The sequence below is a fragment of the Aquimarina sp. AWH4_224 genome, from assembly GCF_056160245.1.
This window is the reverse complement of the sequence record NZ_JBSWWU010000001.1, coordinates 221,053-240,172: the sequence shown is the minus strand read 5'-3', so window position 1 is coordinate 240,172 and position 19,120 is coordinate 221,053. Positions and strand designations below refer to the sequence as shown.

14 protein-coding genes are annotated in these 19,120 nt (G+C 35.6%); 1 reads left to right on the top strand and 13 read right to left on the bottom strand.

What is annotated here, in order from left to right; all coding sequences use genetic code 11:
* The first annotated feature begins 4 nt into the window (after positions 1 to 4).
* Positions 5 to 535 carry a hypothetical protein gene (locus ACXAGJ_RS01050; RefSeq protein ID WP_473286753.1) on the top strand — a complete coding sequence of 177 codons (531 nt, stop codon included), beginning with the start codon at positions 5 to 7 and terminating at the stop codon, positions 533 to 535.
* 147 nt (positions 536 to 682) lie between these two features.
* Here ACXAGJ_RS01050 and ACXAGJ_RS01045 read toward each other — a convergent pair whose 3' ends face one another.
* The 13 genes from ACXAGJ_RS01045 to ACXAGJ_RS00985 all read right to left on the bottom strand — a co-directional run bounded on the left by ACXAGJ_RS01045 (position 683) and on the right by ACXAGJ_RS00985 (position 19,029).
* Positions 683 to 4,480 carry a T9SS type A sorting domain-containing protein gene (locus tag ACXAGJ_RS01045; RefSeq protein WP_474836326.1) on the bottom strand — a complete coding sequence of 1,266 codons (3,798 nt, stop codon included), beginning with the start codon at positions 4,478 to 4,480 and terminating at the stop codon, positions 683 to 685.
* A gap of 188 nt (positions 4,481 to 4,668) precedes the next feature.
* Positions 4,669 to 5,484 (bottom strand): prohibitin family protein, encoded by an 816-nt coding sequence (locus tag ACXAGJ_RS01040; RefSeq protein WP_073313199.1) that lies wholly within the window; start codon positions 5,482 to 5,484, stop codon positions 4,669 to 4,671.
* 21 nt (positions 5,485 to 5,505) lie between these two features.
* A complete protein-coding gene (locus ACXAGJ_RS01035) occupies positions 5,506 to 7,536 on the bottom strand; it encodes a VWA domain-containing protein (RefSeq protein WP_474836324.1) in 2,031 nt (676 codons plus the stop codon).
* Positions 7,537 to 7,574: 38 nt separating this feature from the next.
* Positions 7,575 to 8,321, bottom strand: coding sequence for a 3-oxoacyl-[acyl-carrier-protein] reductase (gene fabG, locus ACXAGJ_RS01030; protein ID WP_474836322.1), 747 nt, complete (start codon positions 8,319 to 8,321; stop codon positions 7,575 to 7,577).
* 119 nt (positions 8,322 to 8,440) lie between these two features.
* On the bottom strand, positions 8,441 to 11,422 hold the full coding sequence (locus ACXAGJ_RS01025) for a M16 family metallopeptidase (RefSeq protein ID WP_474836320.1): 2,982 nt from the start codon (positions 11,420 to 11,422) through the stop codon (positions 8,441 to 8,443).
* A gap of 137 nt (positions 11,423 to 11,559) precedes the next feature.
* Positions 11,560 to 12,432, bottom strand: a complete 873-nt coding sequence (gene sucD / locus ACXAGJ_RS01020; RefSeq protein WP_474836318.1) for a succinate--CoA ligase subunit alpha — start codon at positions 12,430 to 12,432, stop codon at positions 11,560 to 11,562.
* A gap of 77 nt (positions 12,433 to 12,509) precedes the next feature.
* A complete protein-coding gene (locus ACXAGJ_RS01015) occupies positions 12,510 to 12,917 on the bottom strand; it encodes a nuclear transport factor 2 family protein (RefSeq protein ID WP_474836316.1) in 408 nt (135 codons plus the stop codon).
* Entirely contained in the window at positions 12,914 to 13,849 is a 936-nt protein-coding gene (locus tag ACXAGJ_RS01010; protein WP_474836314.1) for a UDP-3-O-(3-hydroxymyristoyl)glucosamine N-acyltransferase, read from the bottom strand. Before ACXAGJ_RS01010 ends, ACXAGJ_RS01015 begins: the two co-directional genes overlap by 4 nt.
* Before the next feature lie 20 nt (positions 13,850 to 13,869).
* Positions 13,870 to 14,436, bottom strand: coding sequence for an elongation factor P (efp, locus tag ACXAGJ_RS01005; protein WP_073313180.1), 567 nt, complete (start codon positions 14,434 to 14,436; stop codon positions 13,870 to 13,872).
* Positions 14,437 to 14,464: 28 nt separating this feature from the next.
* On the bottom strand, positions 14,465 to 15,247 hold the full coding sequence (gene lpxA / locus ACXAGJ_RS01000) for an acyl-ACP--UDP-N-acetylglucosamine O-acyltransferase (protein ID WP_474836312.1): 783 nt from the start codon (positions 15,245 to 15,247) through the stop codon (positions 14,465 to 14,467).
* A gap of 103 nt (positions 15,248 to 15,350) precedes the next feature.
* Positions 15,351 to 16,754 carry a bifunctional UDP-3-O-[3-hydroxymyristoyl] N-acetylglucosamine deacetylase/3-hydroxyacyl-ACP dehydratase gene (locus ACXAGJ_RS00995; protein ID WP_474836310.1) on the bottom strand — a complete coding sequence of 468 codons (1,404 nt, stop codon included), beginning with the start codon at positions 16,752 to 16,754 and terminating at the stop codon, positions 15,351 to 15,353.
* The gene (gene lpxD, locus ACXAGJ_RS00990) at positions 16,747 to 17,775 is read right to left on the bottom strand and encodes a UDP-3-O-(3-hydroxymyristoyl)glucosamine N-acyltransferase (RefSeq protein ID WP_474836308.1); all 1,029 of its coding nucleotides are present in this window, start codon (positions 17,773 to 17,775) and stop codon (positions 16,747 to 16,749) included. Before lpxD ends, ACXAGJ_RS00995 begins: the two co-directional genes overlap by 8 nt.
* 24 nt (positions 17,776 to 17,799) lie before the next feature.
* Complete coding sequence (locus ACXAGJ_RS00985; RefSeq protein WP_474836307.1) at positions 17,800 to 19,029, bottom strand: HD domain-containing protein; 1,230 nt, start codon at positions 19,027 to 19,029, stop codon at positions 17,800 to 17,802.
* Positions 19,030 to 19,120 lie beyond the last annotated feature (91 nt).

The window sequence follows — 19,120 nt, the reverse complement described above, 5'->3', positions numbered from 1 at the left end:
AACTATGTTAGAATTTTTAAACGAAGCCAATTGGTGGTGTCTCCTTTTACTGCTATTCCTAGCATTTTTGTTAGGATGGCTATTATCCCGATGGGCACTAAAAAATAAATACAAAGCTGAACTCGAAGAATGTCAACGACAAAATTCGATATTGAAAAATGCTGAATATACTAAAGCCAAATCGACATTCTCGAACAAAGCTTCTTCAGAAAATGAAATTAAAGCGATCAAAACCAGAGATCACGGTGGTATTCCTATTTCGAGTGCACCAGCTCCTACAGGAGAGCAACCTAAGTTGAACTTTGCTAGTTTTGGTGAAGCGGATGCTTCTCAAAAGGATGATTTGAAGTTAATAAGTGGTATTGGTCCATTTATTGAGGAAAAATTAAACGGAATAGGGATTTACACGTTTGATCAAATTAGCCGATTCACTGCCGAAGATATTGAAACAGTCACGCAACTTATTCAGTTTTTTCCTGGTCGAATTGAGAGAGATCAGTGGACCAAACAAGCAGAAAAATTAAAGCAGAAATAGTAACACTAACCATGATCTATTTTGCTGAGCCTTCATGATACATGAAGGCTTTTTTTGTTCCTCATTTCATAAGATAAATGAGTGCAAATGAAAAAGCCTTGAATACAAGTATTCAAGGCTTTCCTACTATAATTAGTATACTATATGTTAGTTTTTAATAAATCGTTGAGTTTGTCCATTAATTACTATAGTATATAATCCATTTTGAAGTTGTGAAACATCAATTGCATTTTCAGCATTTCCTTCGTCAACTAGTTGCCCTAGCGTGTTAAAGATGCTGTATGCTTTAGTATTGGTGTTTGCACTTGCTATGAATAAGTTATTCTTAGCTGGGTTTGGATACAAGGTAATTGCTAATGACGTATCAAAATCATTAAGATCTACAAAAGTACCATCTACCGCTGCTGTAGTCGAACCACAAGTACCTAAGTTAATCCAACCTGTTGTTGTTCTTTCATACAACGACCCTCTAAATGTTACTTGGTCTCCAGCACTGTAAGCTCTTGTGCTGTCGTATTCTGCAACTCCAGCACAAATATCTGCCGGTGGTGGCGTAGATGTTCCTCCTCCAGAAGAAAGAGACACATTGTCTATAGCGATATCTGCTTGCCACGTACCACCTGTAATTCTATTAAATCGTACTTGAATACTTCCTCCAACGTAGGATGCTAAGTCAACACTTGCATTTAACCAAGAGTTTCCTTTGTTACCCGTCTCACTCCAAACGCTTGTCCATGAAGAACCATTATCATCACTTACTTCTAATGCAATACTACCCATATCATTGGCTCCAAACATATGATAGCTGAATGAGAACGTAGCAGCACTAAGTCCAGATAGATCAAAACAAGGGGAAGTAATTATTGCTTGTTTATTTGGGAAACCTGTTCCATTACCAGAAGCCTCAACAAAAATATAGAAGCTTCCTTGAGTAGCAGAAGATGGTCCTGTATCTCTAGATGGAGTTCCACTTGCGTCTACAGTCCAATTTAGATCATCTGCTGTAGATTGGCTCCATGCTCCAATTGTATTTTCAAATCCTTCGTTGTACGGGAATGAAGAAATTCCTGACACACAACCAGAACCTCCTGTTGATCCACCAGTTGTGGTAGCAGAAGCTGTATTACTGAAACCAGACTCATTACCAGCAGCATCTTTGGCTTTTACTCTGAATTGGTATGCAGTATTTGCTGTTAACCCTGTGATATTAGCAGTTGTTCCTGTAACCGATCCTAAATTAGAATTTCCTTGATAGATATCATATCCTACAACACCTACATTATCTGTAGCAGCATTCCAACTTAATGTCAAAGTAGTTTCAGCAATATTTGAAGCTGATAAACCTGTTGGAGTACTTGGTGCTTGTGTATCTGCAACTGAATTAGAGGTGAATGATCCTGTAAACACTCCTCTACCGTAAGTAGATGCAATGATTACATTATCGTTATCATTACCATTTTTAGCCCAATAATCAAATGAAGTTACACTTGCGTCACTCATTCCATTATATGCCTGCTCCCAATTAGGGTTAGCATCATTAAAGTTAGTTGTTACCCAAACACCTAATTGTGTAGCTAGGATAACTTCGTTTCTATCTAATGGGTTTTGAAGTATATCTCTAACTGGAATATCTGGTAAGTTACCTTCCTTGTTCAACCAATTTGCTCCTCCGTCATTAGAGAACCAAACACTGGTTACACCATAGTTATGGATAGACACCATGATATCATTTGCAGTAGCTCCTAATCTTACCGAAGAAACTGAACCTACAAATGGTGTATTGATTTCTGTCCAAGAAGCTGTACCCAAACCAACATTAGTAAGTCTGAATAATTTTCCATCTGCTGCTCCTACATACCAAGTATTATTAGCAAAAGGAGAAGCAATAAATGCCGTTGGTTTTGCCGTTAAGACAGCATTGGTAATATTATTATTACGATTACCAGCAACATCGATCGTTTTGATCGAGAATGAACCACCTGAAGACGCATTCGATAATAAGAAATTAGCATCACTATCGTATCCCATTTGGTTTACGAAATCTCCTGTTGTTCTTTCATTAAGGATAGTAGTCGCTCCACCTTGTCTTCTTCCTCTACCATCCCAAGGTAAGTTATATCTATAAATCACATTATTTGTAAAAGTTGCAGTCATGTACTGCCCATCTTTATCTACAAACGTATAGAATCCATCTCCATCAGATAATTCTTCTGATCCATTAATTCCAGCTGAAGCATTTCTAAATGCTTGAGAACCATTATCCTGTGCACCTGCAGTAAAAATACCAGTAACATCATTTGTTCCGTTTGGACCGATACCTGCTTTTACATACTGTGTTACATTGAAATTGCTATTTCTAGCTCCAAATACATTCGAGTTAGAACCACGAGATAAATCAGATGCGTAATACACCCCTCCATCATTACCAAAAATCGCCTGATTAGAATTTCCTGGTCTGAAGGTCATTGCATGTTGATCAGCATGTACAAGTGATACACTAAGACTTGCTAATCCAGAATTGTTAGACCATTTTGAAATTTGACTCCAAGAGTTACCACTATTGGTAGATCTAAACAAATCAATACCTCCTACATAAACAATATCATCGTTATTAGGATCAGCTTCGATCATCAAGTCATAAAATGCCTGTCCTCTGGTAAAATCGTTTGCTGGGATACCACCATCTGCATCATTAGGTAGTGCAGTTTCAGTAACCGAAGCAAATTTGTTTGTTGTTCTATAAATATGCACTGGGTCTGTAGATCCTTGTGTAAGTGCATACAATTTGTTAGCATCTGTAGAAGAAACCTCAATTTCTACACGATTTGAATCTGCTAAAGGAGAAGCAGCTGCTTCGGTCCAAGTACCACCATTGGTAGAACTGAAGACTCTTCCTCCACCACCACCTCCAATACCTGGAGTTGTGATGGTTCCCATCCATAATGTATTATCTGCTCCTACTTCAAAATCATTAGGAATCATATAATAGTTCGTTCCCTGGAAATCAAACGCTAAATTCGAAGACTCAATACGATTCCAGGTAGAACCTCCATCTACAGATCTATATAAACCTGCAGTCTGTAAACCTAACCAATTTGAAGGGTTACTCGCATCTCCATATACATGAGCACCAACTCCTACAAATAATTCTGTACGGTTTTGTGATGTGTTATTCCAAGCTACAACGTCATTTACATAAAATAACCCTGAAAGGAATAAGTTATTTGCATTAAAACTAAAAGTAGCGGCTCCGGCAGCAGGAATACTAAGTGCTTGCCAGCTATTACCACCGTCTGTAGATCGGTAAACACCGTTACCAACCACATCTCCAGCAGTATACTGCTCTCCTGTACCTACGTACCAGATATTCGAGTTTCTTGGATCTACAGTAATCGAAGTAACTGATAGATTTCCTGGTACATTTTGTACTCTACTCCATTGAGACGTAGACGAGGTAATATTATCATTTACCCAAAGACCTCCACTTACACCTCCAGCAAATACTCGGCGGTTGGATGAATCATTAGGGTCAAACATGATAGCACGAGTTCTACCTCCTATATCATTAGGACCTCTTTCTATCCATGGGTTGTTAGGATCATCTCCAGGAGCTCTTTTCGCAAATTTAGCTTTTAGCTGTTCTTGAAGTGAGAAAATGTTCTCTGGGTGAGTACGACCACTTTTTGGGTTCATCGTTAACTCCCACATCTGCTCAAAATACCTGTTAGGAGGTAAGCCTTGAGCTTTACGTTCTTTTTTTGATAATTGTAAGGTGTTTTTGAAAGGACTATTAGCCAAATGCTCTGCATGTTGTGCTCTCAAATTTACAATGTCATCATTTTGATTTTGGGATTTTTCTGTTTTTGGGGTGGTTAATGTGTAAGCAAGAAGTGCAACCACCAAGCCTAGGCCCAGTGCAATGGGGCGAAATAATTTTCTTTTCATATTAATAAGTTGAGTTTATGGCTTAAAAGTAAAAGAATTACGGTAATTAACCAAATATTAACACCCTAAAACCCATTTCTTAACATATGAATTGCGAATTTAATAAAATAAACGAATTAAAAACAGATATATTGAAAATAACAAAATTCAGCTATCAAATTGACAACTGAATTTTGTATGCTGTATGTCTACTGATTACCCAAAATTAAAGGCATCCCGTCTTTTCCGGACCCTACTACAACTACCTTTGCATTAGGTGATTTAGAAAGTTCTAAAGTAGCTTGAATTCCTTTTTCCCTTAGGATTTTATCGGTAAGTGATTCATTCAAAATTCTATTGGCTGTTGCCTTACCTTCTGCATCAATTTTTTGTCTTTCAGCCTCTTTTCTGGCTTTTTCTAGTCTAAACTCATACTCCAATGCTTCTTGTTCTTGCTTTAACTTTCTTTCTATCGCTTCTTTTATCGTTGGCGGCAAAGTTACATCACGAACCAAAACTTCATTCAACTGTATGAATTGATTGCCTACAATCTTTTTGGTCTCCTCAAAAATTTCTTTTTGAATCGCGTCTCTCTTGCTAGAATACAATTGTTCTGGAGTATATCTTCCTACAACACTACGAGCAGCAGATCTAATTGTTGGTAACAGCACTCTATTTACATAATTCTCTCCTTTTTGCTGGTGTAATAGTCCCAATTTCTCATAATCAGGTTGGAACCATGCAGAAGCATCTAATTTGATCTCTAATCCATTAGATGATAACACTTGCATTTTCTCAAATACTTCTTGCTGTCTCACTTCGTAAACAATTACTTTGTTCCAAGGAGCCACAAGATGAAATCCTTCTCCTAATGGCGGCTTTTCTGTCACAACACCTCCTCCAAAAGTCTTATATAATACTCCAGCCTCTCCAGAACCAATAGTCACAGTAGACTTAGAGATAAAAACGATACTTAACACAATAAGGATCAAAATTGGCAATCCTATTTTTGGTAATTTTTCCATAATAATTTTGAGTTTTTAATTTTAAATGAGTCCGTTATACTTGCGTGCAAACCATTCTATCCCTAGTAATAGGATGATAATGACTAAAAGATATTTCCAGTCAATTAAAGATACCACATTTTCTTTGCTTTTTTGAATAGGTTGATAACGTTGATCTTGAATTAAATCCTGAATTAATTTTTCGTCTTGCCCTATAAAGTATGACTTTCCATTAGTATTAGTAGCTACCTGCTTCAACTTTGTTACATCTGCATTCAAAAATTGTTGTTCTACATTATACTCCAAAACTGTAAAACTTCCTGATCGCGAAATATTTTCTCCGGAAACAGCTACCGTAAAATCATAATTTCCAGCTTTCAAATTACTCAAATCTACTTCGTACAAATTATTTTTTAGTAGCATTGGAATGGTTTGAGTCTCCTCGGTTTCCTTATTTTTTAAACTAATTTGTAGGCTTCCTCTATTATCAAACTCGTAGTTCTTCGTAAAGTATTCTGCTTTGATCTTAATATTTGCATTACCATAGTAGAAGGATTCTGAAATGGTATTCAATCTACTTTTTGGTTTGTTTGTAGCCAAATATTGAATCAGCTTGGAAAAGAAATCGTCGAAACTCTCAAAGTTTTTGGTATCCAGAAAATTCTGAGCTCTCCATCTCCAAAAACCTTCTCCAAGAAGTATAGCCTCTCTAATACCGTCCTCTTCTATAGTAGCTAATAAAGGTTCTTCGGTTTGGATATTACCAATGGTACGATACAATAGTACATCGTGATTTGAAGAAATTCTAATCTCTCCAAAGTTACCAATCAACGGTGGATACCCTTCATAACCGATATCATCAAATAAAAAAGTACTGTAATTAGGATTAAATCTCGGGATATAGTATTCTGTCTGTCGCGTAATCTCTTGATAGTACTTATTTTGTGTTTTGTTCAAAAATACCCAATCTGTTTTAGACCCTACAATAGTCAAATAATTCTTTCGCGCAGTATTTATTTTCTCATAAACTCCTCTAAATCTACTGTTGGGCTGATATAGAATAATTAATTGATAATCATCTAAGTTTTTTACTTCAGATGTTTTTAGGATTGTAATACTCCGTCTTTCATTACTTTCAACACTTTTCTTAATTGCACCCAAATCGGGATGTACCATATCACTAACAAGTAGTACATTGGTTTTTTGATCAATTACTTCAACCGCAAAAGCCTTGGTGTTATTTACTTTGTTCTTTTCACTTTCTAAAGGAATCAATCTGGCATTGTACTGCACCACTCCAACTTGAGTAGCAGGCAATGTGAAATTAATGACTTTGGAATTTTCTTCTTTTGTAAAAGTAATGTTTTGACTAAATACTACTGCATTACCCAGGGACACTTGAAATCTGGCACTTACACTTTGATCCCCAGAATATGTGAGTATAGCCTCTACAGGGAATTTGTTTTTTAAATAAGCGTATCGATTAACATTTAATTGTGCAATTTTAGTATCTGTTACTGTAATAGTATCTCCAGCGATAACGGGATAAACTTGTTGTTTATATCTAGAACTACTGTACTGATAATCCCTACCATATGTTTGGTTTCCATCTGTTACCAATATCGTTGGCGCAGTTGAACTTTTATAAATCTGACTTAAATCCTCAAGAGTTCTGGAAATATTCGTTTGTTTTTGATCAAAACTTAGCTTTAGTGAGTCTTTTAAATCATCAGAAAAAGAATAGTAGTTTATATCAAAACGATCATTAATTTCCTTACTGTTTTTTATACGTTCTACAAACGAGACAACCCCTTGTTCTTGTTTAAGATAAGACATAGATGATGAGTTGTCTATAGCAACAATTAACTTAGGCTTTTCTGTAAAAAAAGTCTTTTTCCTAAAAGAAGGATTAATCAATAACAACAAAATTGCAAAAACACTCAGAAAACGTAAAAAAGCAAAGAATACACTCTTTTTGGTTGTACTCTTTGCTTTATATAAATACTGATATAACGATACAATCAAGGAGATTATAAAGGCTGCTATGATCAATAAAATTGTTTCTGTTTGCATTGAAAGACATTACTGTTCTTATCTCACCCAACTTCTGTTTAGGTAAGCATTCCTCCATCCACATTTAATACCTGCCCAGTAACATAAGCACTTAGATCACTTGCCAAGTACAGGCATGTATTAGCAATATCCTCTGGAGTACCTCCTCTTTTTAAAGGAATAGCATTTCTCCATCCTTCTACTACTTTTTCATCTAACTTTTGCGTCATTTCAGTTTCTATAAAACCAGGTGCCACCACGTTACTTCTTATATTTCTCGAACCTAACTCAAGTGCAACCGACTTAGAAAAACCAATGATACCAGCTTTTGAAGCTGCATAGTTTGCCTGTCCGGCATTTCCTTTTACACCAACCACCGAACTCATATTGATAATACTTCCTTTTCTTTGTTTAAGCATAGTACGCTGTACAGCTTTGGTCATATTAAAAACACTTTTCAGGTTTACTTCGATCACTTTATCAAAGTCCTCTTCTCCCATTCTCATCAATAAATTATCTTTGGTAATACCAGCATTATTGACAAGAACATCAATACTTCCAAAAGTTTCTAACACATCCTTTACCAACTCTTGCGCTTGCTCAAAATCAGCGGCATTACTTTGATATCCTTTTGCTTTAACTCCTAAGTCGTTAAGTTCTTTTTCTAATATTTTGGCCGCTTCTACAGAAGAACTGTAGGTGAAAGCCACGTTTGCTCCATTTTGAGCAAAAACTTCAGCTATTCCTTTTCCTATACCACGAGTAGCCCCAGTAACAATTGCTGTTTTACCTTGTAAGAGATTCATTAGCGCTATAAAATTTTGTTGTTTATATATTGTGATATCAAATATAAGAATTACAAACTGCTGACCAAGAATAAACCCCGTGTTTTATCACGGGGTTTGCAATCTATAATGCTCTGATATTATAATTTAATATCTTCTTTTTTCTTTTCGTAATTGAATAAGAAATCAACATCCATTTCCTGAACTTTTCCAAGTTTTGAAAGCGCTTTCATATCCACATCTTTCTTATTTCCAATCACTAATACATTATATGTCTCTCCACTAATGTTTTCATTAAAGAATTTTTTCAAATCTTTCAGAGTCATATTTTTGATCGTATTATACATTTCCTCGCGATTATCATTGTCGATCCCTCTTTTCTTAAGGCCTTCATAACGCCAGAAAATATTAGATTTTGTAATTCTCTCTGCAGCAATTTTCTTTAATGTCGCTTCTTTGGCAGCATTAAATTGTTGTTCAGCCTCTGGCATATTGGTCATCAAATCCATCATTGCATCGACGGCTTCTGGCATTTTATTAGCTTGTGTACCAAGATATGCGTAGATATAGTTGGATTTATCTTTCTCTGAAGCATTTGAATATGCAGAGAATGCAGAATACGCTAAAGATTTTGACTCCCTAATCTCTTGAAAAACGATAGACGATAAACCGCTACCAAAATAAGAATTAAAAAGTCTGGAAGCAGCAAGTTTTGATGGATCAAATTGTGATCCTTTGGCCAAGAATACCATTTCACTCTGTACCATGTCATAATCTACAAAATATACATTTCCACCTGTTTCTTTTTCTAAGTAGGTTGTTTCTTCTGGATAATCAGCAAGATCTCCATTCAAAACGTGATTCTTATTCAATGAAGCTATAGCCGCATCAACATCTTTACCATAATAGAAAATACGATGTTTAAACCCTTTAAGTTCTTTCACTTTAGTTACTAACTCATTTGGATCTATTTCTTGAAGTTCTGCGATGGTATAAATATTACGTAAAGCAGAGTTGTCTCCGTAAATACCGTAGTTCATCAAACCATTCCACAAAATATTTCCTTTTTGAGTTTTGTTATCATCACGAGCCTTAGCGATTTTATCTACATATTTATTATACGTTTCTTGATCTGCTACGGCATTACCCCAAAGGTGCTCAAGAAGTGCTAAACCAGCATCCAAATTCTCTTTAAGTCCAGACAATCCTACATAAGTGATATCAGAACCAGCACTTACACTATAGTTAATTCCTAACTTATAGAACTCTTTTTTAAGCTCATCCGGAGAATATTTATCGGTACCCAAATAATCAAGGTATCCAGCCGCAAGAGAAGCTTTACGATCATTATCTTTACCCATATCAAAGATGACATTCAAACTAAATAGATCGTTGTTTGGGTTTTCGATATAAGACACCTCTAAACCATTCTCTGTATTTGTTTGCTTGATGGCTGTTTTATAGTCAATAAATTTTGGTTGTAAAGGAGAGGTCTTAATCTCATAGAACTCAGTAACGAACTTAGACTGTTTATCTCTGTTCAACTCAACCGGAGTGATTCCTGGATTCTCTACCTTAGCAACATTTTTATCTTCTCCCTTGCGCTTATAAGTGACTACATAATTATCCTGATAGAATTTATTTGCAAAATCTACCAATTCTTGCTTAGTAATCTTTTTAAGGTCGTCAAGGAACTTAACTCTATCCTCCCAATTCTGATGGTGAATAAAGGCGTTATAATATGCACTTGCTAATGCAGTATTATTCTCATACTCTCTAGTTTGAGACAGTTTAAGATCATTAATTACCGCTGACATCATCCAATCTTCAAACTCTCCTTTTTTCAGCTTCTCTATTTCTCCTAAAATCAGATCTTTTACTTCATCTAACGTTTGTCCATTTTTTGGTGTACCACTAAATCTATGGAACCCATAATCATTTTGGAACATTGGAGAACAACCTGCATTTTGCACCATTTGTTTTTGGTTCAAATTTAAGTCTATAAGTCCTGCTTTTCCATTGGTTAAAATCATATCTGCCATGGTCAACAATTTTTCTTCTTCAGAACCAATTCCTTCAGAACGATATGCAATTGCAACATTCTCTGAGGTTGGACCAAACACTTCTTTAACAATAGGGCTTGTTATTGGCTCTTCTTTTGGCAAAACCGGATGTACCACCTCTTTTTTCTCATATCCTCCAAAGGCGTCATTCACTTTTTTGATAGTTTCATCAAACTCAATATCCCCTACTAATACCACAGCCATATTATTAGCAACATAGTACTTATCAAAATAATTATGAATTTCAACCATAGAAGGGTTTTTCAAGTGGTCCGAAGTTCCAATGGTTCTTTGTTGTCCGTAAGGGTGGTTAGGAAACAACCCTTCCAGAGTAGCATAATACGATTTTCTAAAATCGTTATCCTGAGTTCTGTTAAATTCTTCATATACCACCTCAAGCTCCGTGTGGAATAAACGAAGTACAAGTTGACTAAAACGCTCACTTTCTACCTTAAGCCATTTATCTAATTCGTTTACCGGAATTTTATTTTTATATACAGTTTCTTCAAACCAGGTATGTGCATTAGTTCCTTGAGCTCCCAAAGAACTAATCATTTTATCATATTCGTTAGATATTGCAATTTTTGAAGCTTCTAGAGAGACTTCATCAATTTTCTTGTAAATCGCTTTCTTCTTTTCAGGATCAGATTCCTTTTTATGTTCTTCATACAAATCTGAAATCTGATCTAGCAGTACTTTTTCCTTTGCAAAATCCTGCGTCCCTATTTCATCAGTACCTTTAAAAACCATATGCTCTAGATAGTGTGCAAGACCAGTAGTCTCTTTAGGATCATAATTAGACCCTGCACGTACGGCAATATAGGTTTGAATCTTTGGCTCTTCTTCGTTTTTTGCCAAATACACTTTCATCCCATTATCCAAAGTATACAACCTTAGACCTGTTGGGTCGTTAGATACGGTTTCATAATTAAAACCAGCACTATCAGTATGTTGTTCAGTCTTGATAACATCTGATGTATCCGTTTTTGTCGATGAATCTTTACAATTGCTCAGTAATAAAACAAAGAGCAATAGTAGCATAGATTTAAAAATCTTCATAAATAATTATTTAGTTTGATTTGTAGTTAACTAAGAGACGTGAAATATACAAACACGTTACAGTTTTCTTAAATTATGTCCAATAAAAAACCTCTTGGACATAAATCCAAGAGGTTTTGTAATTATTTAACAGCTGCTTAACCTAAAACTTCAGCAACTTTTTTACCTATTTCAGCAGGAGAATCTACTACATGAATACCACATTCTCTCATAATTGCTTTCTTGGCAGCAGCAGTATCTTCACTACCTCCAACAATCGCTCCCGCATGTCCCATCGTACGACCTGCTGGCGCAGTTTCTCCAGCAATAAATCCTACGATTGGTTTTTTAGTTCCACTTTCTTTAATCCATCTTGCAGCATCTGCTTCAAGCTGTCCCCCTATTTCTCCGATCATTACAACACATGACGTATCAGGATCATTAACTAGTAATTCTACCGCTTCTTTTGTAGTAGTACCAATAATTGGGTCTCCTCCGATACCGATAGCAGTAGTAATACCTAATCCTTGTTTTACAACTTGATCAGCAGCTTCATAAGTTAATGTACCTGATTTAGAAACAATACCAACATTTCCTTGCTTGAAAACAAAACCTGGCATAATTCCTACTTTGGCCTCACCTGGAGTAATTACTCCCGGGCAGTTTGGACCAATCAATCTACAATCCTTATCTTTTATATAATTTGAAGCCGTTATCATATCAGCAACAGGAATACCTTCGGTAATAGTAATGATTACTTTTATCCCAGCATCTGCAGCTTCCATAATCGCATCTGCGGCAAATGCAGGCGGTACAAATATAATAGTGGTATCAGCTCCTACTTCTTTAACAGCTTCTTCTACCGTATTAAATACAGGTTTATCCAAGTGAGTTTGCCCTCCTTTTCCTGGAGTAACTCCTCCTACAACATTTGTTCCATATTCAATCATTTGACCAGCGTGAAATGTACCTTCACTACCTGTAAACCCTTGAACAATAATCTTCGAATCTTTATTTACTAAAACACTCATTGCGTTATGATTTTTTTATTGCTTTTTAAAGTTCCAAAAGTAAGCTTTTGAACACTATCGTTAAAATGAAAATGAAATTATTTTGAAAGAAAAGATTTCATACTTTCGGGAGTATTATCCCCTTGCTGACTTATTTGATATCCTCGATACAATTTATCGTCTTTTAACTCCCAAATCGTAATAAAATGGGCTATAGCCTCTTCTTTATCAGGATCTTCTATCGTCTTTGCAAAATACGTATAACGGATTGTGACTTTATCATCTTCTGCCAACAAATGGCTGATCTCACATCTGAAGGTCTCAAAAGATGCAGCCATCTCGCTAAACATCATCTTGATATCGTTAAAATTCTTCTTGCTAAATCCAAAACTACTATTCCAAAACAGTTCAATTTCCGGGTGTAGAAATTCAGAAAAAGCTTCTGAGTTGTGTATTAAATCCGTTTCATAAAAAGACCTTACGATGTCTTTTGCCTTTGTATTCATTTAGTATTCAATTTTTCTATTAAATCAGGTACTTGCCGTATAGCAGCAATTTCTTTGTATTTTTTTCTGAAGTCATCAGCTGGTGTGCCGAAATAACTTTTCTTTCCTTCGAGTGATTTACTTACTCCAGATTGCGCAGAAATTATTGCTTTTGTACCTATAGTAATCCCACTTGTGACTCCTACTTGACCCCACATCGTTACTTCATCTTCTACAACAACACAACCAGCAATCCCTACTTGTGAAGCAATTAAACACTTTTTACCAATAACTGTATCATGGCCAATATGCACCTGATTATCGATTTTGGTTCCTTCTTTTATGGTAGTATCCCCAGTTACTCCTTTATCTATGGTACACAGAGCACCAATATCTACATTATCCTCTATTACTACTCTACCTCCAGAGATCAATTTATCAAATCCCTCAGGACGATTTTTATAATAGAAAGCATCTCCTCCTAATACGGATCCTGCATGAATGGTAACATTATCACCTATAACTGTATGATCATACAAACTAACATTGCTATGAATCAAACAATTTTCTCCAATAACCACATGATTTCCAACAAAAGAACCAGGCTGTACAATGCTTCCTTTTCCAATCTTGGCAGTTGGCGAAATCTGAGCACTTGCCTTTTCGAATGGTTTAAAATACTTGGTCAGAATATTAAAATCCCTAAACGGATCGTCTGATATTAATAATGCCTTTCCTTCAGGACACGCTACCTTTTTATTAATAAGTACTACAGTAGCTGCACTTTCTAAAGCTTTATCATAATACTTCGGATGATCTACAAAAACAATATCCCCTGGTGTAACCACATGGATTTCGTTCATTCCCAGTACTGGAAACTCTGGATCGCCAATAAATTCTGAAGATATGATAGTAGCTATCTGCTCTAAGGTATGTGCTTGAGGAAATTTCATTATTCAGATACGAATATTACTTACTCTTTAATTCTTTCTTTATAGGTACCCTTTTCGGTTTCAATCTTGATCTTATCACCTTCATTGATGAACAATGGCACCATTACTTCTGCACCTGTTTCTACCGTTGCTGGTTTAGTCGCATTGGTAGCTGTATTTCCTTTTACTCCTGGCTCTGTAGCTGTTACTTCCAAAATGACGCTAGCCGGCATTTCTACAGACAATGGCATTTGATCTTCAGAATTGATAATAACCGTCACTACTTCTCCTTCTTTCAATAAACCAGGAGCATCCAATGTTGACTTTTCAAGCGTTATTTGATTGTAGTCTTCTGTATTCATGAAGTGATAAGTATCACCTTCTGCATATAGATATTGAAACTTGTGGGTTTCTACGCGTACATCTTCAATTTTATGCCCTGCAGAAAACGTATTATCAATTACTTTTCCTGTAGTTACACTTTTGAGCTTAGTTCTCACAAATGCCGGACCTTTTCCTGGTTTAACATGTAAAAATTCGATGATTTTATAAATATCATTGTTATACTTTATACAAAGTCCGTTTCTAATATCACTTGTACTTGCCATTATCTAGTATTCTTTAATTTTTGTTTTACTAATTCGAGAAATATCCTTTCATGATTCCTCGTTGAGAATTCTTAACAAATTCTAATATTTCATCACGCTCTGAGGTTGCTTCCATTTCTGCTTCTATAATGGCAACTGCCTGAGAATTGTTATAATTTCCTTGATATAAGATTCTATATATATTCTGGATTTCTCTAATTTTCTCAGTACTGAAACCTCTTCGTCTCAAACCGATTGAGTTAATCCCAACGTAGGATAATGGTTCACGAGCTGCTTTAACAAAAGGTGGTACATCTTTTCTTACCAAAGAACCACCCGTTACAAAGGCATGATTACCTATACTACAGAACTGTTGTACTGCTGCCATTCCAGCAAGTACCACATGATCTCCTACAGTAATATGTCCTGCCAAAGTACTATTGTTTGAGAAAATACAATTGTCCCCAACAATACAATCATGAGCAATATGGCAATAGGCCATAATCCAACAATTATTTCCTATTTTGGTTTTCATTCTATCGGTAGTACCTCTATTGATGGTAACACATTCTCTTATTGTAGTATTATCACCGATTTCGGTAATGGTATCCTCATCATTAAACTTTTTGTCCTGAGGGATAGCAGAAATTACAGCCCCAGGAAAAATACTACAGTTCTTTCCTATTCGTGCACCTTCCATAATGGTTACATTAGAACCTATCCATGTCCCTTCTCCTATGACTACATTATTATGGATTGTAGTAAAAGGCTCAATTACCACATTTTTCGCAATTTTCGCTCCGGGATGAACATATGCTAAAGGTTGATTCATCAGTTTTGGTTTATTTTATATACATCAAATGCAATGTGCGATTCAATTCTTCTAGATCCACAAGATTACTAAACTTATGGATAATTCTCTTTTAAATTATTAATTATTTTGATTTTACGATTTGTGCCATTAATTCTGCCTCAGTAACCAACTTACCATTGGCATAAGCAAAACCTTGCATATGGCAAATACCTCTTCGAATAGGAGTTATCAACTCTAATTTAAAAATCAATGTATCACCTGGCAATACCTGTTGTTTAAACTTCACCTTGTCTATCTTCATAAAGTAAGTAAGGTAGTTTTCAGGATCAGGAACAGTGCTTAATGCCAAGATACCTCCTGTTTGCGCCATAGCCTCGACCTGTAATACACCTGGCATTACTGGGGCTCCAGGAAAATGTCCCACGAAGAAAGGCTCATTCATGGTTACATTTTTTAGCCCTACCACATGTTTGTCTGACATTTCTAAAATACGATCTATCAACAAAAATGGAGGTCTATGCGGAAGCATATCCATTATTTTATTGATATCCATAAAAGGCTCCTTAGACAAATCAAATTGAGGAACTTTATTCCTTTTTTCAATCTTAATGATTTTAGAAAGCTTTTTGGCGAACTGCGTATTTACAAAATGTCCAGGTTTATTCGCAATAACTTTTCCACGAATTCTAGTACCTATAAGGGCCAAATCCCCGATTACATCCAGTAATTTGTGTCTTGCTGCTTCATTTGGATAATGCAACGTAAGGTTATCCAGAATTCCATTAGGCTTAATTGCAATCGAATCTTTACCAAAAGCTACTTTTAGCTTTTCCATGGTTTCTGGACTTAATTCCTTATCTACATAAACTATAGCATTATTAAGGTCTCCTCCTTTGATCAAACCATGCTCTAGTAACATTTCTAATTCATGCAAGAAACTAAATGTTCTGGCATCTGCAATTTCCTTTTTAAAATCAGATAAGTGCTTAAGTGATGCATTTTGTGTCCCTAAAACCTTTGTCCCAAAATCTACCATTGTAGTCACCTGGTACTCATCTGAAGGCATTACAATAATCTCACTGCCTGATTCTTCATCGGTATACGAGATCACATCTTTAACAATATACTCTTCTCGCTCTTCTTCTTGTTCAACTATACCAGCCTTTTCAAGAGCCTCGATAAAAAACTTGCTGGATCCATCCATAATAGGAGGCTCAGAAGCATCTAATTCTATTAAAAGGTTATCGATTTCGAGTCCTACACAAGCGGCTAATACGTGCTCTGAAGTTTGGATGCTTACTCCGTTTTTTTCCAGATTAGTACCTCTCTGGGTATTTACCACATAGTTGGCATCAGCTTCGATCACAGGACTGCCTTCTAGATCAATTCTGCAGAATGCGTATCCGTGATTTTCTGGTGCAGGTTTAAAAGTAAGGGTAACTTCTTTTCCTGTATGTAAACCTACTCCGGTAAGTTTAATTTCCTCTTTAATGGTTCTTTGCTTACTCACAACAATGTCACTCATTATCGTTTATCTTTTTCTCTAATTTGTATACTCTATCTACGATCTTTGGGAGATTCTTGAAATGTACATAAGACTTGTTATAGTCCGAATATCCTAAGGCAGGAGAACCTTGTATTGCTTCTCCATCTTTGATATTTCTACCTATTCCAGATTGTGCTTGTATTCGTACGCCGTTACCAATATTAAGGTGACCAGCGATACCTACTTGTCCCCCAATAAGACAATTTTTTCCAATTTTTGTCGAACCTGCAATTCCTGTTTGTGCAGCTATAGCGGTATGTTCTCCTATCTCGACGTTATGTGCGATCTGAATTTGATTATCCAGCTTTACTCCTTTTCTTATAATAGTAGAACCTAATGTGGCTCTATCTATGGTAGTTCCGGCCCCTACGTCTACATTATCTTCAATAATAACATTTCCTGTTTGCGGCACCTTGCTATATTCTCCTTTTTCATTTGGGGTAAACCCAAATCCATCTGCTCCAACAATGGCTCCACTATGGATTACACAACTATTTCCAATAATGGTTTCAGAATAAATTTTAGCTCCAGCAAATACTACAACATCATCCCCAATAGTAACATTATCTCCTATATACACATTAGGAAATATTTTGGCATTCTTACCAATGGTTACATTTTCTCCTAAATAAGAAAATGCCCCAAAGTAAATATTCTCGCCATATTTGGCTGTTTCTGAAATAAAACTAGGCTGCTCTATCCCTGTCTTATTCATCTTTACCATATTGTAATATTCTAATAATTGAGAGAATGCTTTGTACGCATCATCCACTCGAATCAATGTCGTTTTGATGTCGGATTCGGCTTCAAAAGTTTTATCAACTATAGTAATTGAAGCATCTGTAGAATAAATAAACTGGGTGTATTTGGGGTTTGCCAAAAAGGTCAAAGACCCTTTAGTACCCTCTTCTATTTTAGCTAGTTTTGATACCTCAACAGATTCATCTCCTTCAATTTCTCCGTTTAAGATACCTGCAATTTGTGTGGCTGTAAAAATCATTCTAGCAAAAGTATAAAAAATGTGTTAATGTTTGTACTTCGGAGAGCACATAAAATATTTAGTCACAGGTTTAGATAGGGCTTCTAAGTTATACTCATCTGTAGCCTTCACAATATCAACTACTTTCCTTGATTTGTATAAAATATTAATATTTTGCTTGTTTTGATGATAGGCTTGATTAGTAATAGTTCCTCCAAAAACAAAATAACGTGCTTCAGCATCAGAAATTTTATACGCTTGTTTGAATTTTTCAATTTGTTTTTCCTTTTTCTCACTATCAAAAGGCTTCTTTTTGATTTTAATTTTCAACAAATCTCTATTTATAATCATAGTAGATAATGTACGCAATACAAAATCTTCAGAAGACATCCACTCTTTCATTGCCGAAACTACGTCGTAATCATCTAGTTTAGCAAAAGTCTCTAATACATCTTCGGTAAAATTATCAGCAGTGATTTTATTCTGCAAAAAGAACTTCAACGCTTTACTTGCCTCTAGCTCTACTCCATCATCCACCAATTCCTTTGCTCTTTGCAATACTCTTATCAATACATTTTCGGCAACAATACTGGTCTTGTGCAAATACACTTGCCAATACATCAACCTACGAGCCAACAAAAACTTTTCTACAGAGTAAATTCCTTTTTCTTCGATCATCAATTCATCGTTAACCACGGTAAGCATAGTGATCAAACGTTCACTATTAATATTACCCTCGGCAACACCAGTATAAAAACTATCACGTTTCAGATAATCCAAACGATCCATATCCAACTGGCTAGATATCAATTGGTGTAAAAATTTACGATGATACTCTCCTTTAAAAATTTGAATCGCTAACGTTAAACTCCCGTTAAATTCTTCGTTGATTTTCTCCATAAACATCAACGAAATAGATTCGTGATTGATCTCATTTACGATACTATGCTCCATCGCATGCGAAAATGGACCATGACCAATATCATGCAAAAGTATCGCCACATATAATCCCTCTTCTTCTTCTTCAGAAATGCTAACTCCCTTAAAACGAAGAACTCTTACCGCTTTTTGCATCAAATACATACAACCCAAAGCATGGTGAAAACGAGTATGATGCGCTCCAGGATATACCAAATACGATAAACCCATTTGAGAAATTCTGCGAAGTCGTTGGAAATATTTATGCTCTATAAGATCAAAAATTAGTTCATTCGGTATGGTAATAAAACCGTAAATTGGGTCGTTTAATATTTTGAGCTTATTTCTTTTTTTCAAGTTTATTTTACTTTTATGAAAGCAAATATACATATATGGCGATCATATAAGGCACTTCCTATAAATTTTAAGTAATAAGTTTATTCAAAAA